The sequence below is a fragment of the Paenibacillus sp. FSL H7-0756 genome, assembly GCF_038006765.1.
Lineage (GTDB): Bacteria > Bacillota > Bacilli > Paenibacillales > Paenibacillaceae > Paenibacillus_AQ.
Genome location: NZ_JBBOVT010000003.1, coordinates 187,912 through 209,969 on the forward strand (window position 1 = coordinate 187,912; position 22,058 = coordinate 209,969).

Below are 22,058 nucleotides of genomic sequence, written 5' to 3' on the forward strand. Positions count from 1 at the left end.
TAATGAATCTCTATCCGTGATATATTCTATTTCTGGCCGCGAAACATCAACGCCGAGCTCGAAAAGAACTTGAAAAAAGAGCTTGCATTGATCGGCTGGATGTGATATATTATAAGAGTTGCTGGTGACGCAGTGAGCGGCGCTGACAACGAGCTTGATCTTTGAAAACTGAACAACGAGTGAGTATCTGGAGATCACTTCGGTGAGATCCAAAAATGAGAATGTAAATTCTCGTCAGATGTTTCAAAATGAGCAATCGCTCTTTCTAAATACCAATTTGGAGAGTTTGATCCTGGCTCAGGACGAACGCTGGCGGCGTGCCTAATACATGCAAGTCGAGCGGAGTTTGAAAGGAAGCTTGCTTCCTTTCAAACTTAGCGGCGGACGGGTGAGTAACACGTAGGCAACCTGCCCTCAAGCCTGGGATAACTACCGGAAACGGTAGCTAATACCGGATAATTTCTTTCTTCTCCTGAGGAGAGAATGAAAGGCGGAGCAATCTGCTGCTTGGGGATGGGCCTGCGGCGCATTAGCTAGTTGGTGGGGTAACGGCCCACCAAGGCGACGATGCGTAGCCGACCTGAGAGGGTGAACGGCCACACTGGGACTGAGACACGGCCCAGACTCCTACGGGAGGCAGCAGTAGGGAATCTTCCGCAATGGGCGCAAGCCTGACGGAGCAACGCCGCGTGAGTGATGAAGGTTTTCGGATCGTAAAGCTCTGTTGCCAGGGAAGAACGTCCGGTAGAGTAACTGCTACCGGAGTGACGGTACCTGAGAAGAAAGCCCCGGCTAACTACGTGCCAGCAGCCGCGGTAATACGTAGGGGGCAAGCGTTGTCCGGAATTATTGGGCGTAAAGCGCGCGCAGGCGGTTATTTAAGTCTGGTGTTTAAACCTTGGGCTCAACCTGAGGTCGCACTGGAAACTGGGTGACTTGAGTACAGAAGAGGAAAGTGGAATTCCACGTGTAGCGGTGAAATGCGTAGATATGTGGAGGAACACCAGTGGCGAAGGCGACTTTCTGGGCTGTAACTGACGCTGAGGCGCGAAAGCGTGGGGAGCAAACAGGATTAGATACCCTGGTAGTCCACGCCGTAAACGATGAGTGCTAGGTGTTAGGGGTTTCGATACCCTTGGTGCCGAAGTTAACACAGTAAGCACTCCGCCTGGGGAGTACGGTCGCAAGACTGAAACTCAAAGGAATTGACGGGGACCCGCACAAGCAGTGGAGTATGTGGTTTAATTCGAAGCAACGCGAAGAACCTTACCAGGTCTTGACATCCAACTAACGAAGCAGAGATGCATCAGGTGCCCTTCGGGGAAAGTTGAGACAGGTGGTGCATGGTTGTCGTCAGCTCGTGTCGTGAGATGTTGGGTTAAGTCCCGCAACGAGCGCAACCCTTGACTTTAGTTGCCAGCAGGTGAAGCTGGGCACTCTAGAGTGACTGCCGGTGACAAACCGGAGGAAGGTGGGGATGACGTCAAATCATCATGCCCCTTATGACCTGGGCTACACACGTACTACAATGGCCGGTACAACGGGAAGCGAAGCCGCGAGGTGGAGCCAATCCCAGCAAAGCCGGTCTCAGTTCGGATTGCAGGCTGCAACTCGCCTGCATGAAGTCGGAATTGCTAGTAATCGCGGATCAGCATGCCGCGGTGAATACGTTCCCGGGTCTTGTACACACCGCCCGTCACACCACGAGAGTTTACAACACCCGAAGTCGGTGGGGTAACCCGCAAGGGAGCCAGCCGCCGAAGGTGGGGTAGATGATTGGGGTGAAGTCGTAACAAGGTAGCCGTATCGGAAGGTGCGGCTGGATCACCTCCTTTCTATGGAGAATCGTCTTCTGCAATGAAGACATTCAAATCGGAAGTTTAACTTCCAAACCAATCAGGTTTAGGCCTGTTACTCACTCGTTGGTCAGTTTTGAGAGTTTAAGCTCTCATCTTTACCTTTGATCCTTGAAAACTGGATACCGAAACGAATTTGCGTTTTAGAACATTCCTTTAAGCTGAACTTGTGTAAACAAGTTTTGAATTAATGGCGATGCTACGATGATCTTGATGGAAATACAGACGTTGAAGAAATTCATTGTCCGATAGTTTCCTGACGGAAAAATCGAGGTTAAGCTACTAAGAGCACACGGAGGATGCCTAGGCGCCAGGAGCCGACGAAGGACGTGGCGAACAACGAAACTGCCTCGGGGAGCTGTAAGCAAGCTTTGATCCGGGGGTGTCCGAATGGGGAAACCCAGCTGTGGTAATTCGCAGTTACTCGTATCTGAATACATAGGATACGCAGAGGCAGACCAGGGGAACTGAAACATCTAAGTACCCTGAGGAAGAGAAAACAATAGTGATTCCGTCAGTAGCGGCGAGCGAACGCGGAACAGCCTAAACCAAGAGGCTTGCCTCTTGGGGTTGTGGGACGTCTCACATGGAGTTACAAAGGAATATGGTAGGCGAAGAGGTCTGGAAAGGCCCGCGATAGAGGTAAAAGCCCTGTAGCCGAAATGGTATTCTCTCCGAGACGGATCCCGAGTAGTGCGGGGCACGTGAAACCCCGTATGAATCCAGCAGGACCATCTGCTAAGGCTAAATACTACCTGGCGACCGATAGTGAAACAGTACCGTGAGGGAAAGGTGAAAAGCACCCCGGAAGGGGAGTGAAATAGAACCTGAAACCGTGTGCTTACAAAAAGTCAGAGCCCTGTCTATGGGTGATGGCGTGCCTTTTGTAGAATGAACCGGCGAGTTACGTTTAACATGCAAGGTTAAGGTGAGAAGCCGGAGCCGCAGCGAAAGCGAGTCTGAATAGGGCGACTAAGTATGTGGACGTAGACCCGAAACCGTGTGATCTACCCCTGTCCAGGGTGAAGGTGCGGTAACACGCACTGGAGGCCCGAACCCACGCATGTTGAAAAATGCGGGGATGAGGTGGGGGTAGCGGAGAAATTCCAATCGAACTCGGAGATAGCTGGTTCTCCCCGAAATAGCTTTAGGGCTAGCCTCGGTGAATGGAGTGGTGGAGGTAGAGCACTGATTGGGTGCGGGGCCCGCAAGGGTTACCAAGCTCAGTCAAACTCCGAATGCCATTTACTTCTTGCCGGGAGTCAGACAGTGAGTGCTAAGATCCATTGTCAAAAGGGAAACAGCCCAGACCATCAGCTAAGGTCCCCAAGTGTGTGTTAAGTGGGAAAGGATGTGGAGTTGCACAGACAACCAGGATGTTGGCTTAGAAGCAGCCACCATTGAAAGAGTGCGTAATAGCTCACTGGTCGAGTGACTCTGCGCCGAAAATGTAACGGGGCTAAACACACCACCGAAGCTATGGCTAGATACTTTGTATCTGGGGTAGGGGAGCGTTGTATATACGTTGAAGGTGTACCGTAAGGAGCGCTGGAGAGTATACAAGTGAGAATGCCGGTATGAGTAACGAAAAGATCAGTGAGAATCTGATCCGCCGAAAGCCCAAGGTTTCCTGAGGAAGGCTCGTCCGCTCAGGGTAAGTCGGGACCTAAGGCGAGGCCGAAAGGCGTAGTCGAAGGACAACAGTTTGAAATTACTGTACCACCGTAATCCGCTATGAGCGATGGGGTGACGCAGGAGGGTAGTGACGCGGACTGATGGATGTCCGTCTAAGCAGTGAGGCTGGTGTGTAGGCAAATCCGCACACCGTAAGGCTGGGCTGTGATGGGGAGCGAAAATTACAGTAGCGAAGGTCATGATCTCACACTGCCAAGAAAAGCCTCTAGTCAGGAGAAGGTGCCCGTACCGCAAACCGACACAGGTAGGCGAGAAGAGAATTCTAAGGCGCGCGGAAGAACTCTCGTTAAGGAACTCGGCAAAATGACCCCGTAACTTCGGGAGAAGGGGTGCCTCGGTAGGGTGAATAGCCCGAGGGGGCCGCAGTGAAAAGGCCCAAGCGACTGTTTAGCAAAAACACAGGTCTGTGCGAAGCCGTAAGGCGAAGTATACGGGCTGACGCCTGCCCGGTGCTGGAAGGTTAAGGGGAGCGGTTAGGACTTAGTCCGAAGCTGTGAACCGAAGCCCCAGTAAACGGCGGCCGTAACTATAACGGTCCTAAGGTAGCGAAATTCCTTGTCAGGTAAATTCTGACCCGCACGAATGGCGTAACGACTTGGGCGCTGTCTCAACGAGAGATCCGGTGAAATTTTAATACCTGTGAAGATGCAGGTTACCCGCGACAAGACGGAAAGACCCCATGGAGCTTTACTGCAGCTTGATATTGAATTTGGGTACGATCTGTACAGGATAGGTGGGAGCCGTGGAGGCAGGAGCGCAAGCTTCTGCGGAGGCGCCGTTGGGATACCACCCTGATCGTATCTAGGTTCTAACCTGGTGCCCTTATCGGGTACGGGGACCGTGTCAGGCGGGCAGTTTGACTGGGGCGGTCGCCTCCTAAAGAGTAACGGAGGCGTTCAAAGGTTCCCTCAGAATGGTTGGAAATCATTCGCAGAGTGCAAAGGCATAAGGGAGCTTGACTGCGAGACCTACAAGTCGAGCAGGGACGAAAGTCGGACTTAGTGATCCGGTGGTACCGCATGGAAGGGCCATCGCTCAACGGATAAAAGCTACCCTGGGGATAACAGGCTTATCTCCCCCAAGAGTCCACATCGACGGGGAGGTTTGGCACCTCGATGTCGGCTCATCGCATCCTGGGGCTGAAGTAGGTCCCAAGGGTTGGGCTGTTCGCCCATTAAAGCGGTACGCGAGCTGGGTTCAGAACGTCGTGAGACAGTTCGGTCCCTATCTGTCGTGGGCGCAGGAAATTTGAGAGGAGCTGTCCTTAGTACGAGAGGACCGGGATGGACGTACCGCTGGTGCATCAGTTGTTCCGCCAGGAGCATGGCTGAGTAGCTACGTACGGACGGGATAAGCGCTGAAAGCATCTAAGCGTGAAGCCCCCCTCAAGATGAGATTTCCCAATTAGTAAGACCCCTTGAAGACGACGAGGTAGATAGGTTGGAGGTGGAAGTGCAGCAATGCATGGAGCTGACCAATACTAATCGGTCGAGGGCTTATCCAAAATTTCTATCACGCAGATTCGTTTCGGATTCAGTTTTCAGGAATCAAATTCCTGAAGCATTTACGCTGTAAATGCCCGTTTGGTGGCGATAGCGGAGGGGTTCCACACGTACCCATCCCGAACACGACCGTTAAGCCCTCCAGCGCCGATGGTACTTGGACCGAAGGGTCCTGGGAGAGTAGGACGCCGCCAAGCGGACCATCCACACACACTGTGGTATTTTTTTTGCCCTAATTGGTTACATATTCCCTGATAGCTCAGTTGGTAGAGCACTCGACTGTTAATCGAGTTGTCACAGGTTCGAGTCCTGTTCGGGGAGCCATATGGAGAGGTGTCCGAGTTTGGCCGAAGGAGCACGATTGGAAATCGTGTAGGCGCCACAAGCGTCTCGAGGGTTCGAATCCCTCTCTCTCCGTAGCGTTACCTCCCTGCAAAGGGATGAGAACCCTCCGTGGTTCGTTGGAGCATAAGCTTCGTTAGCACTACATCGCAATCTCGTAACGAAGTGAAGAGTATCCCTCTCTCCGTAGCAATACTTTTCATACAGCATGGCTCGTTGGTCAAGGGGTTAAGACACCTCCCTTTCACGGAGGTAACATGGGTTCGAATCCCATACGAGTCACCACTATTTTCTTTGAATGATGGGATGAGAATTCCCTGGGTTCGTTGAAGCTTAGGCATCGTAAGGAATACTTCGCAATCTCGTAACGGAGTGAAGAGTATCCCATACGAGTCATATATGGAGGCTTAGCTCAGCTGGGAGAGCATCTGCCTTACAAGCAGAGGGTCGGGGGTTCGAACCCCTCAGCCTCCACCATCTATCTTAACCGAATAGATTTTGTACAATGACGCGGGGTGGAGCAGCCCGGTAGCTCGTCGGGCTCATAACCCGAAGGCCGCAGGTTCAAATCCTGCCCCCGCAATTGTTCCCCACAAAGTGAAGATGTGCTCTATAGCATATTCCGAATACTTTCCGGGGGGCCCCAAACGCTAAATCTGGAACCGTGGTGTAGTTGGCCTAACATGCCTGCCTGTCACGCAGGAGATCGCGGGTTCGAATCCCGTCGGTTCCGCCATTTTAAATGGTATTAAGACTTAAGGGATTGAGCATCCTATATCTCGAAGTATAGAGTATCCATCCGATTCCGTAGTACTTTGCTAATTATAATATTGGGGATTAGCCAAGCGGTAAGGCAACGGACTTTGACTCCGTCATTCATAGGTTCGATTCCTATATCCCCAGCCATCTTTTTCGGATTGTTTCTCTTATGAGAGCCATTAGCTCAGTTGGTAGAGCACCTGACTTTTAATCAGGGTGTCGAAGGTTCGAGTCCTTCATGGCTCACCATTTTCTTGTAACGTGTGCGCGTGTGGCGGAATGGCAGACGCACCAGACTTAGGATCTGGCGTTTCACGACGTGGGGGTTCAAGTCCCTTCACGCGCACCATGTTTTTGCGGACGTGGCTCAGCGGTAGAGCATCGCCTTGCCAAGGCGAGGGTCGCGGGTTCGATTCCCGTCGTCCGCTCCATATAGATTTTGCGCCCTTAGCTCAGCTGGATAGAGCGTTTGACTACGAATCAAAAGGCCGGGAGTTCGAATCTCTCAGGGCGCGCCATTACTACTTCATTGAATTAACAAAGTGTCCTTCAGATTCGAACGAGTTCGTTGGAGCATAAGCTTCGATAGCACAACTTCGCAATCGGATGCGTAGCATCCGTATCTCTCAGGGCGCGCCATTTTTATTAACGGGATGTAGCTCAGCTTGGTAGAGCACCTGGTTTGGGACCAGGGGGTCGCATGTTCAAATCGTGTCATCCCGATATTTCATTTCACCTATGCGGGTGTAGTTCAATGGTAGAACTTCAGCCTTCCAAGCTGATAGCGTGGGTTCGATTCCCATCACCCGCTTATATTTGTATCATCTGTGTCCGTCAGCCCTATGGGGAAGACGGACTTTTTTGTTGTATTAGGAAACTATAGTTTCCTGCTGCTGTGGAAAAGGTGTGTGTAAATTTGTAGATGAGAGTTCTTGGAAGGATTCGTAGAATGACTTCGATGCTGAATGTGACTGAAGGCTAAAGGTATGCTTAAACTGAATACAATGGGCAGGCATAGCGGCATACGGCCTGAATGTATGTGAAAAACAGCATACATTCGGTGCGCCCGCAAGCAGGCACACGGACCAAATGTATGTGGAAAACAGCATACATTGCGCCCGCAAGCAGGCACACGGACCAAATGTATGTGGAAAACAGTATACATGGCGCCCGCAAGCGGGCACACGGACCAAATGTATGTGGAAAACAGTATACATTGTGCTCGTAAGCAGGCATATGGATCAAATATATGTGGAAAACAGTATACATTGTACTCGTAAGTAGGCATATGGATCAAATATATGTGGAAAACAGCATACATTGTGTTCGCGCAAAGGTAATTTTATTCATCCGTTAGGATGATTTTGTCTTGTCCTTTATTTAGGAAATGTGTGCGGAAATCCGAATACAATTGATGCTGCTCCAATGAGAAATGGGCTCTACGCTCCGCAGGCCGTAACATTTAGAGAAATCCTGCAAGAAGTGCAGGAATACTGCTCAATAGAAGCGCCGGATTCAGAAATCCTGCATGAAATACAACATTGCCAGCGCTAATTTGTACTAAACACCGGAATTCCTGCAAATGATGCAACAATGTACCGTAGCCCGTAACATTTCTAGAGAAATCCTGTAAGATGTGCAACAATTCGGCTCCGATCAAGCGGGCGGTGAGAGAGAACGCTTAGAATTGACAAGAGGCAGGGACAGGAGTGCCACCATGAAAGGAAAAATACTTCAGAACGCGTGTGACCAACCGAATACATTCGCTGCTGAAGAGTTATATGGGGGCGGATGTGTGTGACCAACCGAATACATTCGCTGCTGAAGAGTTATATGGGGGCAGATGTGTGTGACCAACCGAATACATTCGCTGCTGAAGAGTTATATGGAGGCGGATGTGTGCGACCAACCGAATACATTCGCTGCTGAGGAGCTATATGGGACGGATGCTATACGAAAAACCGAACACAATCGAATTCAGAGGTATCAATGTGCCAGAGCGCAAAGGGCTGTAGCTGTTAAGCGGCCGCCAAAAGGCAGAGAGATGGTGAGAAGGCAGGTTGATGGAGAAAAGTGTGCTCCCTGTAAGCGTGGTATAGAGGTGCCAATATCGTTTACCCGCTGGGGGATTTTGTTGTAAGGGCCGGGATTGCAATAGTATTGAAGGGCGTTATGTTTCTATAGAACTGATATAGTATAGCTATTGGACTATTGGATCATAGGCAACACTTACTTGGAAGCTGAGGAGCATTTGTTATGACAGACAAAGTAATACGGATTTTTAGAATCATTAACGCCATTCAGTCGAACCCGGGGATTACCGCAGCAGATTTGGCCTTTAGGTGCGAGGTGAATATTAGAACGATCTACAGGGATCTTGAGGTGATCAGCCACTTTGCACCGGTTACGAATGAAGGAAGAGGTACGGGCTACCGGTTCATGGGGAAATTCTTTTTGTATCCGCTGGATTTCTCGGAGCAGGAGTCGCTGGCGTTCTCTTTGCTGCCTTCGGTGCTGAACCAGGATAGAATTCCACCGGGGTTTCATTCTGCGTATGACAAGGTGATGGGTACTCATCAGAAGGAGAAATCGCGGCAAAATGGCCTGCTGGAGAATATCGCGGATATTATTCAAATGGGTACCCCGGCCTACCGCAAGGAGAGCAGGAACTTCCTGCAGCCGCTTATTGGAGCAATCCTGGAGCAGCGCAGTATCCGCACGGTGTACCACTCGCAATCAAGCAATGTCACTACAGCGCGGGAGATTGACCCGTATTATCTGATTCCGCGGGATCAGCGCTTTTATCTCATTGGCTATTGCCATCTGAAAGGCGCAATCCGCACGTTCCGGATCAGCCGGTTTGAGCAGGTGGAGATGACGGCGTCCACTTTTGATAAAGGGAATTTCAATATTAAGCAGTATCTGAAAAATACTTGGTCGATCAACCGGGGGACCCGGAATGTCACGTTCAAGGTACGGTTCGATCCGGAGGTGGCACGTTACATTAAGGAAGAGGAGCTGTTCGTACAGCCGCGGATGAGCGAAGAAGGCGATGGAACGCTGCTCTTTGAAGTCACGGTTAATAATGAGAAGGAGTTCATCAAGTGGATTCTACAGTATGGCCCGAATGCGGAGATTCTGGAGCCGGTGTCGGCCAGGGAGCGCTTGAAGGAGCGGCTGGAGCAGTGGCTGGATGTGTATCAGCAGTAGCCGCAGACTACAATATTACATAATATGGAATAAAAATGTCGAAAAGGTTAGATTGAATAGCTCAACTGGAGAATAAAGAGGTTTTTAGCGATATATATGTCTGGAATGAATTGACCGGAGCGGTGAAGCAGGTTATTATTGGAATATAATGGAATGATAGGAGGCGAGATAGAAATTGCTGGAACTGGATGGGATGAATGAAGACTCTTTGACAGATATGCTTAAGGTCTCGTTCTCATGGGAGAACTGGGCGGCAATTCTCGAGATTTCAGACAAGCTCTTTGAACTTGCAGTTCTAACCTACGGCTCCCATCAACAGGGTGCAAAGAAGTATTATTTGAAAAAAAATATAGTGTATTATCTCGGTTACAGTGCGTGCATGAAGGGGATTGCCTATCAAAAGCTCGGTAACCTCGCTGAATCAAGAAAGTGTATAGGCTTGTATTCGGATTTGAGCTGGATCACGGATGAGGATCAGGAAGCTGCCGCAGAAGTGGAATACTACAGGAACATTGCGATAGCCAACACCTTCGTCATTGATCTGCTGGAAGGGAAGGTAGAAGTTCTCCCTGATTATGTTGAATTCATTCGCACAGGGGACCAGGAAGAGCTGCTTGCCTGCCTGATTACTGTGCTGGAATCTGCCATTAAGTACAACTTTTCTATCGACTGGGTACTGGATGAATTCAATGAGCCGCTACAGGAACTAAGCTGCAGAGAGAAACAGGAAGATATCCGATACTACATAGACTACATGCATCTTAGTGCAATTTATTTGTATAAAAGGGAGAAAATTCATGATGCAATTAATTTGACTCTCTATATTTTGGTAATAAGTAGTAAACTTTATGACGGGACAGGCTTTAGGAAGATCGTGTCGTTTTATGAACATATCCGAAGCCATGCGACCGCAGAACAACAAGAATCTTATCAAAATATAATGAAAAATATCTTAGAGAGGGAGTTTTTAAAAGATGAAAAAGGCGATCTCGTTATTAACAGCCGTATTGTTGATTAGCGCAAGCGTAGTGGTTACAACGGCAAGCGCAGGCGGTCACTTATCCGCATCCTCCGGCAATATTTCTATTAACAATCACGGAGCAGGCCACTAGTCTATTATCTCTCTGTCTCATGAATCTGGAAATATAAGCTGCATATCATGCAAAAAAGGGGTAAGCGACGATGCTTATCCCTTTTTTGCTGTGGATAGGGGTTACTCTGTTACTGCTAATCCCAGTCCTTCTGCAATTCGCCGGCCAAACTCCGGATCGGCTTTGTAGAAGTGGCCAATCTGGCGGAGCTTGATCTCCTCAGACTCTACTGGAGTCATGGCACCTACAATATTGCTTACGAGCCGGGCCCGCTCCTCTTCGCTGAGCAGACGGTACAGGTCACCCGGCTGGGTGTAGTGGTCGTCATGGTCATAAGACACGCTGTCCGCCTGGCCGGAGACTTCAAAAGCAGCCGCTTTATGCTGCGCTGACTCGGTTGCCCCGCCGGAGCTGTTGGGCTCGTAATAGACGGAGCCTCCCCCGTTATTCGTAGCATTCATCGCGCCGTCGCGCTGATTATTGTTGACCTCGGCGACCGGCCGGTTAATCGGCAGGTGGTTATGGTTCGCACCTACCCGGTAGCGGTGGGCATCCCCGTATGCGAACAGGCGGCCCTGAAGCATTTTATCCGGAGAAGCCTCTATGCCTGGAACGAATGAGCCGGGGGAAAAGGTGGCCTGCTCCACTTCGGCGAAGTAATTCTCAGGATTGCGGTCCAGCACCATGCGGCCAACCTCAATCAGCGGATAATCCTTCTGTGACCACACCTTGGTTACATCAAACGGATCGAAGCGGTAGGTGTCGGCATCCTCCACAGGCATAATCTGCACATGCAGCCTCCAGGCCGGGAAGTCCCCGGAATCAATGGCGTTGAACAAATCGGCTGTATGATAATCTGGGTTCTCCCCGGCTAGCTGTGCTGCCAGTTTAACATCGAGATTCTTGACGCCCTGCTCTGTCTTGAAGTGGTATTTCACCCAGACGGCTGCGCCTTCGGCATTCACCCACTTGAACGTATGGCTGCCGAAGCCATGCATATGGCGGAGAGTAGCCGGAATGCCGCGGTCAGACATCAGAATCATCACCTGGTGCAGAGACTCGGGGGAGAGGGACCAGAAGTCCCAGACCGCATTTGGGTTCTTCAGATGGGTCTGCGGATGACGCTTCTGGGTATGGATAAAGTCCGGGAATTTAATGGCGTCACGGATGAAAAAGACAGGTGTGTTATTGCCGACCAGGTCATAGTTACCTTCCTCGGTGTAGAATTTCACAGCAAAGCCGCGCGGATCACGCACGGTATCGGATGAACCCAGTTCCCCGGCTACGGTAGAGAAACGGATGAACATCGGGGTGCGTTTGCCGACTCCGGACAAGAAGGCAGCCTTCGTATATTGGGAGAGATCATTGGTGACTTCAAAATAACCATGGGCACCGGCACCTTTGGCATGAACGACCCGCTCGGGAACACGCTCACGGTTGAAGTGGGCCAGCTTTTCCAGTAAGTGGACGTCCTGCAGTAGCACGGGGCCGCGGGCACCGGCGGTCATTGAATTCTGGTTGTCGCCTACGGGGGCGCCCCAGCTAGTCGTTAGCTTGTTGTTATTGTTTGTGGTCATGAACACAATCACCTCGTATAGGATTTGATTTTAGATTAAGTATAAGTTCTATAATAGCAATAATTTAAATAAAATCAATCCTTTTTTATAATTATTATAATTAAGCTTATGTAGAAGAAGGATGGTTGATGATACTAATGCAACAAAAAACTCCCGCCCGCAGCAGCGGACAGGAGGAGGCATTCGTGAACAAATGCGGAGCAGTAAGGAGACGAAGTTGACGGGAGCAAGAACTACTGCAAGTTAGCTGATGATACCAAACTAATACGAGTTAGCTTGTGATATACATCCGGTTATAGTATTCATCCAGCATGCGCTTGGTGGCGAATTCGATGCGGGTGGTCTCGATGCTGCGGTGCATCATCTGCACCCACTTGGCCTGATCCTCATAGAAGACCGGGAGGACGCGGTTCAGCAGGGTCTCGTACAGTGCATCGCTGTCATGCTGGTCAAGCACCGCAAAGTCGGTGGTCTCGAAGCCGTCGCCGATCTGCCAGCCGTTCTCGCCGTCGATGCAGGCCTCCGGCCACCAGCCGTCCAGGATGGAGCAGTTCAGGACGCCGTTCATGGCGGCCTTCATCCCGGAGGTTCCGCTGGCTTCGAGCGGTCTGCGCGGATTGTTCAGCCAGATGTCAGAGCCGCGGGTCAGTTGGGCTCCGATGGTCATATCGTAGTTCTCCAGGAAGACTACGCTCTTCGGATATTTGCGCATCATAGCTACAAGGTTGCTGACGATCCGCTTGCCGTTGTCGTCCAGCGGGTGCGCCTTGCCGGAGAAGACAATCTGGATCTTGCCGCTCTCCAGGTACGGCTCTATAATGTCCGGCTGGGAGAAAATCAGGTCACTGCGCTTGTAGGGAGCGGCGCGCCGGGAGAACCCGATCAGCAGCTGGTCGGCATTCAGGGCGATGCCGGAGCGTTCCTCGATGAAGCCGATCAGCTCCTGCTTGATCTCCTTGTGCACGGCCCACAGGTCGCCGCCCTCTTCAAAAGCGCGGGTCATCCGCTCATCTACCCAGGTAGGGGTGTGAATCGCATTGGTGATGCCGATGATGGCAGACCGGCCGGCGACTTCCTTCCACATGGTGTTCGCGGTCTCGGCATGAAGCTGGGCAACCGCATTCGAGATCCGCGACAGCCGCAGGCCGGCAACGGTCATGTTGAAGGGTTCTCCGCCAATCCGCTCCATCTGCGCCCGGGTTAAGCCATTAAAGGCCCCCATGTATTCCAGCCGGTCCAGCGGATGGGTCTCGTTGCCTTCCTTAATCGGTGTATGTGTAGTGAACACAACCTCTTCCCGTGTAGCCTTCCAGGCTTCTTCAAAGGTACTGCCGCCGGACATCTTCTCCCTGATCAGTTCAATCGCAGCAAGCGCCGCATGCCCTTCGTTGAAATGATAGACATCGATCTTAATGCCCAGGGCGCGCATGGCCTTGACGCCGCCGATGCCCAGAACAATCTCCTGGGCAATCCGCTCTTCCCCGAACCAGCCGTAGAGCTGGCCGGTAATCCAGGCATCGCTGTTCTCCGGGATATCGGTGTCGAGCAAATAGAGCGGACGGTTGCCGAACCGGTCGGTTCTCCACACTTTGCAGACGACATCGGTCTTTCTGACTTTTACCGTGACCTTGACGCCCGTATCTTCCAGGAAGTCGTACACATAATTGTGGTAAGAGTCGTAGGGGTTGCCGTCCGCATCAATCTTCTGATCCGTGTAGCCCTGCTTCCATTTGAGTCCGATGGGGATAATGGGTGCCCCGATATCCTGCGCGCCCTTGATGTAATCTCCGGCCAAGATGCCCAGGCCTCCGGCGTACATTTTGAAGTCGGAATGCAGTCCGTACTCCATGCTGAAATAAGCTACTGACGGTAAGTGGTTGTCGCTCACTTGATAAGCCTCCTAAATGCGATTTAGATGGTAATGCGAATAAGAATTGCTGCAGGCTGTATCTAAGATGCAAACGTTTGCTCAATAAGGCAAGGCAGGATCTGGAAGCGATTGCACCATCATTCTAGCATAATTATCCTTAAAAAGCACAGCGAAGTTTCGGTGACGGCTGGCCGCCTGCGGAGCCGATAAATAAAATTTGATTAACCTGCCGGAAGGCCATAAGATAAGGGGAGAATAAATGTACAAGGTTCATCTAAATCATAAGCTAAACCCTAAATCAAACAATAAACCAAGTGGTGGTGTAAAGGATTGAGTATAGTCGTAATTGGAAGTCTGAATATGGATATGGTCGTGCGGGCAGAGCGTGCGCCGGAGGCCGGGGAGACCCTGTTCGGTCAGGGATTTGCTCTGTCTCCAGGCGGAAAAGGGGCGAATCAGGCCGTTGCGGCGGCCAGACTGGGCGCGGATGTGACGATGATCGGCAGAGTGGGGAAGGACGCCTTTGGCAGCGGGCTGCTGGAGATTATGGAGCAGGAGCGGGTGCATACTGCGTATATCTCACAGAGTGAATCCCAGGCTACAGGGGTTGCTTCCATTGTGGTGGACGGGTCCGGGGAGAACCGGATCATCGTAGTGCCTGGTGCGAATGTGGAGATGAAACCGGAGGATATTGAAGCGCTTGAGACAGTGATTAGCGGGGCCGGGATCGTAGTGATGCAATTGGAGACGGATCTGGCGATGTGCGAGGCTGCGGCAGCGATGGCGTCCCGGCACGGGATTCCGGTGATTCTTAATCCGGCTCCGGCCCAGCCGCTGAGCGATGAGCTGCTGCACCATGTGACCTACCTGACTCCGAATGAGACAGAGGCGGGGATTCTGGCCGGAATCTCTGTGGAGAGTGTGGAGGATGCAGAGCGTGCGGCCCGGATGATGCTGTCAAAAGGGGTCCGGCACGTCATTGTAACGCTGGGCTCCAAGGGGGCGTTAGTCGTGGATGCTGCCGGAAGCCGGCATATCCAGGGGTTCCCGGTGCAGGCGGTAGATACAGTAGCAGCCGGAGATTCCTTCAACGGGGCGCTGGCCTGGCAGCTGACCTGCGGCAGGACGCTGGACGAAGCGGTCCGCTTCGCCAATGCTGTCGGTGCGCTGGCGGTTGGCAAGACGGGGGCGATTGCTTCTCTGCCCAGACTGGAAGAGGTAGAGCAGTTCCTGAGTTCAGCTGCTGATGCGGAGCCGTAAGACCTGTAGTGGCCAGTAGATTCGGTGTGTGATAGAGGAAGCAGATGCTTATAGACAAATTAAGCGGGGAGCGTCAGAGGAAGCTCTGAGACTCCGGGTCCGCTAAGGAGCTGACACGTTTGAGCGGTACAGTAACTGTTAAGAATATAACCCTCGGAGAAGGGATGCCCAAAATCTGTGTTCCGCTGGTCGGAACGACGCGGACGGAGCTGCGTGCAGAAGCTGAGGCGCTAATCGCACTGGCGCCGGATGTGGTGGAGTGGCGCAGTGATTTCTTCACGGAGGTGGAAGATATTAATGCCGTGACCCAGGTGCTGGAGGACATTCAGCGCCTGCTGCCGGAGATTCCGCTGATCTTCACCTTCCGCAGCGCCAGGGAGGGCGGGGAGAAGGAGATCTCCTCAGCCTATTACTTCCGGCTGATCCAGGCAGCGGTAGAGAGCGGGCTGGTGGATATTGTGGATGTGGAGCTGTTCCAGGAGGAGGCGGAGGTCCGCAAGCTGATTGCCGCAGCGCATGGGCAGGCGGTGTTCGTGATTCTCTCGAATCATGACTTCGACGGGACGCCGTCCGAGGAGGAGATTGTCTCCCGGCTGCGCCGGGCGCAGGAGCTGGGCGGCGATCTGCCGAAGATTGCCGTAATGCCGCAAGGTCCAGCCGATGTGCTGACCCTGCTGGCGGCGACGAACCGGATGCAGGAGCAGTATGCGGACCGTCCGATCATTACGATGTCGATGGCCGGGGAAGGCGTGATTAGCCGGTTGGCCGGGGAGATCTTCGGCTCGGCGCTGACCTTCGGTGCGGCGCATAAGCCTTCGGCACCGGGGCAGGTGGCAGTTGCCGAGCTGCGCGGTGTGCTTACGCTGCTGCACCGCAGCTTGTAGCGGCTGCCGGTTCAGGCGCAGCAGGAATGGGGATAGAGGGGTGCTTCCGGCCGGTGAAACGGTGGAAGCACCCTTTTGCATACATGGAGAGTATTGCAAGTGGCGGACGGAGTTTGAAACTGTAGCTCTCCATGCCCTACAATGGAGGCAACCAAGTAGAAGGGGCGGAGCGCCGATGACAGAATTGATCCTGGTTGTGGAGGATGAGGTGAGAATTGCCCGTCTGCTGCAGATTGAGCTGGAATGCGAGGGATACCGTGTGTCCATTGCCGGAAGCGGCCATCAGGGACTGGAGATGTACCAGGAGCAGCAGCCCGATTTGTTATTGCTGGATGTGATGCTGCCTGGATTCAGCGGTATAGAGCTGCTGCGGCGAATCCGGTCGGGAGATCCCGATACGCCGGTTCTGCTGCTTACAGCCAAAAGCTCGGTAGAGGATAAAGTGTCGGGCCTGGACCTTGGGGCCAATGATTATATTACGAAGCCGTTTCAAATTGAGGAGCTGCTGGCGCGTGTCCGTGCTGCGCTGCGGCTGGCCTCGGGGCGGAGGAGAGACGAAGCCGTCAACCTGCTGCTGGCAGCTGATCTGGAGCTGAACGAGGCTACGCGGGAGGTGAAGCGGGCAGGCCGGAGCATCGAGCTGACTCCCCGGGAGTTCGACCTGCTGGTCTACCTGCTGAAGAATAAGCGCCAGGTGCTGAACAGGGAACAGATCATGGCTGCCGTCTGGGGGTACGATTATTACGGCGATACGAATATTGTGGATGTCTATGTCCGCTATGTCCGCAAAAAAATTACGCTGGACCACGAGCCTGAATTGATTCATACCGTGCGGGGCGTTGGTTATGTGCTGAAGGATACCCCATGAAGCTGCGGAGCACCATTCATCTGTATTCCAGCGTGCTGTTCGCCGTGCTGCTTATCCTCATGAATCTGTTCATTTACGCCGTGTTCAGCCGGATGTCATTAGACAGCCAGCTTGGGCAGGCAACTGCCGAGACGGCCAGAATCGCTGACGCGATGAGAAAAGCGGGAGACGGGGTAACGGCACCGGAGCTGCTCCGGGCTTATGTACCGGTGGAGGGAATGCTGCGGCTGCTTAGTGCAGACGGAAGCGGACCGGCACCGGTTACCTCAGCCTCCGGGCAGGAGATCAGCCGGATGAAGCCGGTCTACTATTCCGCGAAGCAGGTGGAGCGGGTCCGGGTGGACGGACGCTTGTATGCGTTCGTGAGCGTTCCGGTCATCTGGACAGACGGGAACGTCCTGAATCTCCAGATGACCAAAAGCCTGGAAAGCACGATGGATACGTTGCGGGTGCTGCGGATGGTCCTGGCCGGGGCTACGCTTGCTGCGCTGCTTCCGCTGCTGCTCTCCAGCCGCCTGTTGTCGGGCTTGATTATGCGGCCCATCGTCCAAATGACGGCGACCATGCGGGAGATTCAGCGCAGCGGGAAATTCCGCAGGCTTCCGCTGGAAGCACACTCGAAGGATGAGCTGGTGGAGATGGGGCATACCTTCAACGAAATGATAGGCCTCTTGGAGAGTAATTATGTGAAGCAGGAGAAATTTGTGTCGGATGCCTCTCATGAGCTGCGCACACCGCTGACGGTGATTGAGAGTTATGCCAGTCTGCTGAAGCGCAGAGGGCGGGAGCACCCGGAGCTGTTCGAGGAATCGGTTGAGGCCATTCATTCCGAAGCTGTGCGGATGAAGGAAATGACGGAGCAGCTGCTGCTGCTGGCGAAGCACCCGGAGCAGTGGGAGCTGGAGCTGAAGCTGATGGATCTGGAGGAGCTGGCCCGTTCTTCGGCGAAGGCTTTTCATAATGCTTACGGGAGAGAGGTCGTAGTTCAGGTCAAGGGGCCGGCGGAGGGCTACAGCGATGAAGCGAAGCTCCGGCAGCTGCTGTTCATCTTCCTGGACAATGCCCGCAAATACAGCGATGAGCAGATAACTGTGCGTATTGAGGCTTCCGGGCAGGAACGGATGATTGTGATTACCGACCGCGGCATTGGAATTGCGCCGGAGGAGCTGCCGAAGATATTCGACCGTTTTTATAGAGTGGATGAGGCGAGAACCCGTGAGAACGGAGGGGCAGGCCTGGGACTGTCGCTTGCCGCAGAGATCGCGGGGGCGATTGGAGCAGAGCTGTCCATAGATAGTACGGTAGGTCTGGGAACCTCGGTGACAATCCGCATGGCTGCGGACCGCAGGGGAGGTGGACAATGAAGCAGAAACCAACGAACAAGAGCAAGATGTACAAGGCAGTCATAGGTATGGTTGTCTTGCTGCTGCTGGCTTGGGGTGCCTTCTGGATGTTCAGGAAGGATTCGGAGCCGCTGTTATCCAGAGATCAGGCTACGATGGCTGTGCTGAGCGAATATCCCGGCAAGGTAGACAATCTGAAGCTGCAAGCAGGAGCTTATGTGGCAGAGCTTCAGACGGAGCAGGGACGGTATGAGCTGAAGCTGGACGGAGTTACCGGCGAGATTCTCTCCATCGTGCTGCTGAAGCGCACGGACGAACCGGCGGTGCTGCCTACGCCTGCCGCTACTCCAGCTCCATCTGGCGGAGCTGCCGTTACCCCGTCACCAGTACCTTCTCCGGCGGCGCAGAGCGTAGTCTCCGAAGCAGAGGCTGTCAGGCTGGCTCTGCTTGAGGTACCGGGGGAGCTGGATGATGTGGATACGGGAATCGATGCGGCGGGCGCTTATTATCTGGTGGAGATTCATACTTCAGACGGACGGGAGGCCGTAGTCCAGGTCAACGCAATCTCGGGCCATATTATGTCTGTGACCTGGGAAGAGCCGGATGGAGAGGATTCCTAGTGTTCTGTTTATTTGTTTTCTCAGCGAATTCTAATGTTGCTCCCGCTGTTCTCTCAGATTGTAGCGTTATAGTTACTACATGAAGCAGCGAAGAATGAACTTAGGAGGCGTTAACATTGAAGACAAAGATATGGAGCAGTATCACGGCGGCAGCACTTATTCTCGGCGGCGCTTATGGTATAGGGGAGCTGAAGGGGAGTACGGCAGAAGCAGCTGCATCCGTGAAGAGCCAGAGTCAAACGTTGATCAGTGTAAGCCGAGCTGAGCAGATTGCCTTGAAGGCAGCTCCGGGACAGGTGGAGAGCATCGATCTGGAGAAGAAGGCCAGCGGCACGTTTTACGATATCGAAATTCAGCAGACCAAGCAGGAGATAGATGTCCGGGTAGATGCATATTCGGGAAAAGTGATCAGCGTGCGCAAGGATGCAGACGATGATGACTCTCATAAGGCAGCTCCGGCCTCAGGCGGGAAGCTGATTACCGCAGGCAAGGCGGCTGAGGTGGCTCAAGCTGCTGTGAAGGGGACGGTCACCGAGATTGATCTGGACCGGGATCACGGGGGCGCTGTCTATGAGGTTGAAATCAGGAACGGGCAGGTCAAGACAGAAGTAGGTGTCGATGCGTATTCTGCCAAGGTTGTATACACCGATACCGATTCCGACGAGGATGATGATTGAGCCAGAAGAGCGTTCCAGCAGGATAAAAGAGAGGCAGCCGTTAATCCAGCTGCCTCTTTGCTATGCCAAACGATTACGTCTGCTGGCTCGCTCCCGTATACACGTGGACAGCATCCCGCAGGAACGCGGCCATGCCCGGGCAGCGCTGGTCGTAATAAGCGGTGAATCGCTCATCCTCCACATACATCTGGGCCACACCGGCATGGGCTTCCTTGGTGTACGTATCCCAGTAGAAGCTTAGCCACTGACGGTGCAGGTCAGCGGCCTTCTGCGCCAGCTCGCTGGCCGAATCGCCATCCTCCATCGCCTGCTCCAGGGACGCGAACATGTCAGCCTCAAGCTGTTGAAGGGCAGCGTACTGCTCCTCCGTCATATGGCTCAGCTTGCGGTTCGACTGCTCCACAGCTTCCGCGCCGTATTTCTCCCGGATCTCCTGCCCGTATTTCTCTTCGTTATCTGCGATCAGCTTCTGCTTGAAGCCGGCGAATTTCTCCTGATTACTCATTGTAGTTCTCCCTTCTGTGTGTGCAATGGTCTGCTCGACGTTCGCGATGAGCCGGTCCAGCTGCTGTCTCCGCTGAAGCAGCTGGTCATGGTGCTCACGCAGGGCGCGGGCGCCGTCGAAGGAGGGCGAATGGATAATATCTCTTATCGCCGTAAGGCCGAGGCCCAGCTCCCGATAGAACAGAATCTGCTGCAGCAGGTCTACTTCGGCCTGGCCGTAGATCCGGTATCCTGAGGAGCTGATTCTGGCCGGCTTCAGAATGCCGAATTCATCGTAATACCGCAGGGTCCGTGCACTGATCCCCGCAAGTGTCCCCAGCTTTTGCACCGTATATTCCATGGTCTAATCTGCCTCCAATCTATCTTGGCGTATACAGCAGAGAACGGGTTCAAGGCGTTCCCGCCGGGTAAGCGGCCGCTTACAGATCTAACTGTACACTTTGACGTAACGGCAAGGTCAACTCTTATTTGGTAGAATAACCAGACTGCGGGGCGGGTAACCGGGGCGACTGAAAAAAGCGACTGGAAAAGCAAACAGCGGCAACCGCCCCGGCTATGCCTTGGGAGATTGCCGCTGTTGCGAGCGGGTATGGGGTTATTTCTTGCCAAGCTGGGCGGCGAAATACGCCTTAAGCTCTGCCAGCTTCCGGGGGTCCGCCAGGGCATCCTCCGCAGGGAAGTAATGCTCGGCGACCAGTTCCCAGGTGGGGACGATTTTCTGGGCAGTCATCGCTTTGATAGCGATCTTAACCGTCTTACGCTCCCTGGCGTTCGAGAAGGTATCGACATAATGCTGCGACCGCGCAAAGTCCAGCTCGCTGAAGACTGCGCGGAAGATCTCCGCCGTCATCTTGGCATCGTCCAGCGCGCGGTGGGCGGAGCCGGAAGGCTCCAGGCCGAGGAGGGCCATAGCCCCTTCGACGCTGATGTCGTTACTGAGGCCGCGGGCGCGCAGGACGCCCTTGAGCAGATCGAAGTAGGTGGCCTCCATCCAGTAGGCATCATCCATCTTGTGCATCCGCACATCCTGGATAATCCGTTTCATATCCTCGCCGCCCCAGGTTAAGAGCAGCACGCCGTCAGCACTCTGGTCGAGCCACGCTCTGAAGGCAGTAATCACCTTCGGGAACCGGCTGGCGACGTCGATATCCTCCTGGGGGATGCCGGTTTTTTTCTTGATGAATGAATTCAGGGTGGAGAAGTATATGGGCTTGATCAAGGCTGAGAATTCATCCTTAACCTGCAAAGAAGCGTCTAACCGGACCGCTCCGATCTCAATGACCTCCATAGGATGCTCGCTGGCAAATTTGCGGCCGTTGAATTCGATGTCCAGAATAATATAATCCACAGGTAATGCCTCCGTTTCAGTGACTGGCGCCAAGATTGCACGGAAATGCGCCGACCCTTCTATTTTAGCAAAAAAAGAGCTGTACAGATACCGGATGCCCTGTATCCGCACAAATTTGAATTTTCGTCCGGGGGAACGGGTTGATTTCTGCAAAATTGGGTAATGAACTAGATAATCTGTCGAATGGATCTATTGAGGTAAGGAGGGAAGGCCATGAAGCTGTATGTAACCGTCAAAAGCCTGGGCAAACGCAGGCCGGTGCTTGAGCGCAAGGAGCTGCTGCTTGCTGACCGTCCGCAAACGCTTCGCGCGCTGATCACGGAGATTGTGGCCGGGCAGGTGCAGGCTATGCTGGAGCGGCAGGAGCGGGGGGAACTGATCCCCTACTTGACTGCAACTGAAATTGCGGAGCAGGGCGATAACGGCAAGGTCGGGTTCGGCACGGTGTACGGTGAGACGAAGCCTGAAATAGAGCAGGCTACGGCTGCGGCACTGCTTGCTTACGAAGACGGATTGTACAAGGTGTTCGTACAGGAAGAGGAATGCGCCGCGCTGGATGAACCACTGGAGATTGAAGAGGGTAATGAGCTGACGCTGATCCGGTTCACGATGCTGGCCGGAAGATTATGGTGAGGGAGATGACAGGATGAAG

The 22,058-nt window shown here is 53.2% G+C and carries 13 protein-coding genes, 13 tRNA genes and 3 rRNA genes; 25 read left to right on the top strand and 4 right to left on the bottom strand.

The features are described 5' to 3' along the window. Positions 1 to 274 precede the first annotated feature (274 nt). The 18 genes from NST04_RS26720 (at position 275) to NST04_RS26805 (ending at position 10,382) form a co-directional block, all read left to right on the top strand. Positions 275 to 1,835, top strand: a 16S ribosomal RNA gene (locus tag NST04_RS26720). Between the two features lie 293 nt (positions 1,836 to 2,128). Then, positions 2,129 to 5,055 (top strand): 23S ribosomal RNA (locus tag NST04_RS26725). A 78-nt stretch (positions 5,056 to 5,133) separates the two neighbouring features. Continuing rightward, positions 5,134 to 5,250: ribosomal RNA gene (rrf, locus tag NST04_RS26730) — 5S ribosomal RNA — on the top strand. Together the 16S, 23S and 5S rRNA genes with 13 tRNA genes alongside form the textbook arrangement of a ribosomal RNA operon. A 51-nt stretch (positions 5,251 to 5,301) precedes the next feature. Beyond that, positions 5,302 to 5,377, top strand: a tRNA-Asn gene (locus tag NST04_RS26735). Positions 5,378 to 5,380: 3 nt separating this feature from the next. Beyond that, positions 5,381 to 5,470, top strand: a tRNA-Ser gene (locus NST04_RS26740). Positions 5,471 to 5,605: 135 nt separating this feature from the next. Further along, positions 5,606 to 5,680 (top strand) — tRNA-Glu (locus NST04_RS26745). Between the two features lie 116 nt (positions 5,681 to 5,796). After that, positions 5,797 to 5,872 (top strand) — tRNA-Val (locus tag NST04_RS26750). Between the two features lie 32 nt (positions 5,873 to 5,904). After that, positions 5,905 to 5,978, top strand: a tRNA-Met gene (locus NST04_RS26755). 75 nt (positions 5,979 to 6,053) lie between these two features. Next, a tRNA-Asp gene (locus NST04_RS26760) sits at positions 6,054 to 6,131 on the top strand. A gap of 95 nt (positions 6,132 to 6,226) precedes the next feature. Beyond that, positions 6,227 to 6,301: transfer RNA gene (locus NST04_RS26765), tRNA-Gln, on the top strand. Between the two features lie 26 nt (positions 6,302 to 6,327). Beyond that, positions 6,328 to 6,403: transfer RNA gene (locus tag NST04_RS26770), tRNA-Lys, on the top strand. 16 nt (positions 6,404 to 6,419) lie between these two features. Next, positions 6,420 to 6,503: transfer RNA gene (locus NST04_RS26775), tRNA-Leu, on the top strand. A 7-nt stretch (positions 6,504 to 6,510) separates the two neighbouring features. Next, positions 6,511 to 6,585: transfer RNA gene (locus NST04_RS26780), tRNA-Gly, on the top strand. 10 nt (positions 6,586 to 6,595) lie between these two features. Beyond that, positions 6,596 to 6,672, top strand: a tRNA-Arg gene (locus tag NST04_RS26785). 131 nt (positions 6,673 to 6,803) lie between these two features. After that, a tRNA-Pro gene (locus tag NST04_RS26790) sits at positions 6,804 to 6,877 on the top strand. A gap of 17 nt (positions 6,878 to 6,894) precedes the next feature. Continuing rightward, positions 6,895 to 6,965: transfer RNA gene (locus NST04_RS26795), tRNA-Gly, on the top strand. Between the two features lie 1,445 nt (positions 6,966 to 8,410). After that, the gene (locus NST04_RS26800) at positions 8,411 to 9,364 is read left to right on the top strand and encodes a helix-turn-helix transcriptional regulator (RefSeq protein WP_341186982.1); all 954 of its coding nucleotides are present in this window, start codon (positions 8,411 to 8,413) and stop codon (positions 9,362 to 9,364) included. A 175-nt stretch (positions 9,365 to 9,539) separates the two neighbouring features. After that, positions 9,540 to 10,382, top strand: a complete 843-nt coding sequence (locus NST04_RS26805) for a DNA-binding protein (RefSeq protein WP_341186983.1) — start codon at positions 9,540 to 9,542, stop codon at positions 10,380 to 10,382. A gap of 195 nt (positions 10,383 to 10,577) precedes the next feature. Here the strand turns inward: NST04_RS26805 and katA are convergent, their stop codons facing one another. Both katA and glgP read right to left on the bottom strand, forming a co-directional pair. After that, positions 10,578 to 12,032 (bottom strand): catalase KatA, encoded by a 1,455-nt coding sequence (gene katA / locus NST04_RS26810; protein ID WP_341186984.1) that lies wholly within the window; start codon positions 12,030 to 12,032, stop codon positions 10,578 to 10,580. Between the two features lie 271 nt (positions 12,033 to 12,303). Further along, entirely contained in the window at positions 12,304 to 13,920 is a 1,617-nt protein-coding gene (gene glgP / locus NST04_RS26815) for an alpha-glucan family phosphorylase (RefSeq protein WP_341186985.1), read from the bottom strand. Between the two features lie 312 nt (positions 13,921 to 14,232). Between glgP and rbsK the strand changes: the two genes are divergently transcribed. The 6 genes from rbsK (at position 14,233) to NST04_RS26845 (ending at position 19,554) form a co-directional block, all read left to right on the top strand. Beyond that, positions 14,233 to 15,162 (top strand): ribokinase, encoded by a 930-nt coding sequence (rbsK, locus tag NST04_RS26820; protein WP_341186986.1) that lies wholly within the window; start codon positions 14,233 to 14,235, stop codon positions 15,160 to 15,162. A gap of 119 nt (positions 15,163 to 15,281) precedes the next feature. Continuing rightward, complete coding sequence (aroD, locus tag NST04_RS26825) at positions 15,282 to 16,046, top strand: type I 3-dehydroquinate dehydratase (protein ID WP_341186987.1); 765 nt, start codon at positions 15,282 to 15,284, stop codon at positions 16,044 to 16,046. A 175-nt stretch (positions 16,047 to 16,221) separates the two neighbouring features. Beyond that, positions 16,222 to 16,914: a response regulator transcription factor gene (locus NST04_RS26830; RefSeq protein WP_341186988.1), complete on the top strand. Its 693-nt coding sequence runs from the start codon at positions 16,222 to 16,224 to the stop codon at positions 16,912 to 16,914. Further along, positions 16,911 to 18,278 carry a sensor histidine kinase gene (locus NST04_RS26835; RefSeq protein WP_341186989.1) on the top strand — a complete coding sequence of 456 codons (1,368 nt, stop codon included), beginning with the start codon at positions 16,911 to 16,913 and terminating at the stop codon, positions 18,276 to 18,278. The genes NST04_RS26830 and NST04_RS26835 overlap by 4 nt, the downstream gene beginning before the upstream one ends. Continuing rightward, the gene (locus NST04_RS26840; protein ID WP_341186990.1) at positions 18,275 to 18,877 is read left to right on the top strand and encodes a PepSY domain-containing protein; all 603 of its coding nucleotides are present in this window, start codon (positions 18,275 to 18,277) and stop codon (positions 18,875 to 18,877) included. Before NST04_RS26835 ends, NST04_RS26840 begins: the two co-directional genes overlap by 4 nt. A gap of 116 nt (positions 18,878 to 18,993) precedes the next feature. Further along, positions 18,994 to 19,554, top strand: a complete 561-nt coding sequence (locus NST04_RS26845; RefSeq protein ID WP_341186991.1) for a PepSY domain-containing protein — start codon at positions 18,994 to 18,996, stop codon at positions 19,552 to 19,554. A 73-nt stretch (positions 19,555 to 19,627) separates the two neighbouring features. On the opposite strand, the gene NST04_RS26850 is transcribed toward NST04_RS26845, so the two are convergent. Together NST04_RS26850 and NST04_RS26855 are read right to left on the bottom strand one after the other, a co-directional pair. Then, positions 19,628 to 20,398 (bottom strand): MerR family transcriptional regulator, encoded by a 771-nt coding sequence (locus NST04_RS26850; protein ID WP_341186992.1) that lies wholly within the window; start codon positions 20,396 to 20,398, stop codon positions 19,628 to 19,630. A 255-nt stretch (positions 20,399 to 20,653) separates the two neighbouring features. After that, the gene (locus NST04_RS26855; protein WP_341186993.1) at positions 20,654 to 21,406 is read right to left on the bottom strand and encodes a 3'-5' exonuclease; all 753 of its coding nucleotides are present in this window, start codon (positions 21,404 to 21,406) and stop codon (positions 20,654 to 20,656) included. A 213-nt stretch (positions 21,407 to 21,619) separates the two neighbouring features. Between NST04_RS26855 and NST04_RS26860 the strand changes: the two genes are divergently transcribed. Further along, complete coding sequence (locus tag NST04_RS26860; protein WP_341186994.1) at positions 21,620 to 22,039, top strand: hypothetical protein; 420 nt, start codon at positions 21,620 to 21,622, stop codon at positions 22,037 to 22,039. Positions 22,040 to 22,058 lie beyond the last annotated feature (19 nt).

What these genes read in the sequence shown, in the direction of transcription:
- NST04_RS26800 (WP_341186982.1), top strand. Translation starts at nt 8,411, where the DNA reads ATGACAGACAAAGTAATACGGATTTTTAGAATCATTAACGCCATTCAG.
- katA (WP_341186984.1), bottom strand. Translation starts at nt 12,032, where the DNA reads ATGACCACAAACAATAACAACAAGCTAACGACTAGCTGGGGCGCCCCC.
- NST04_RS26830 (WP_341186988.1), top strand. Translation starts at nt 16,222, where the DNA reads ATGACAGAATTGATCCTGGTTGTGGAGGATGAGGTGAGAATTGCCCGT.
- NST04_RS26835 (WP_341186989.1), top strand. Translation starts at nt 16,911, where the DNA reads ATGAAGCTGCGGAGCACCATTCATCTGTATTCCAGCGTGCTGTTCGCC.
- NST04_RS26840 (WP_341186990.1), top strand. Translation starts at nt 18,275, where the DNA reads ATGAAGCAGAAACCAACGAACAAGAGCAAGATGTACAAGGCAGTCATA.
- NST04_RS26850 (WP_341186992.1), bottom strand. Translation starts at nt 20,398, where the DNA reads ATGGAATATACGGTGCAAAAGCTGGGGACACTTGCGGGGATCAGTGCA.
- NST04_RS26860 (WP_341186994.1), top strand. Translation starts at nt 21,620, where the DNA reads ATGAAGCTGTATGTAACCGTCAAAAGCCTGGGCAAACGCAGGCCGGTG.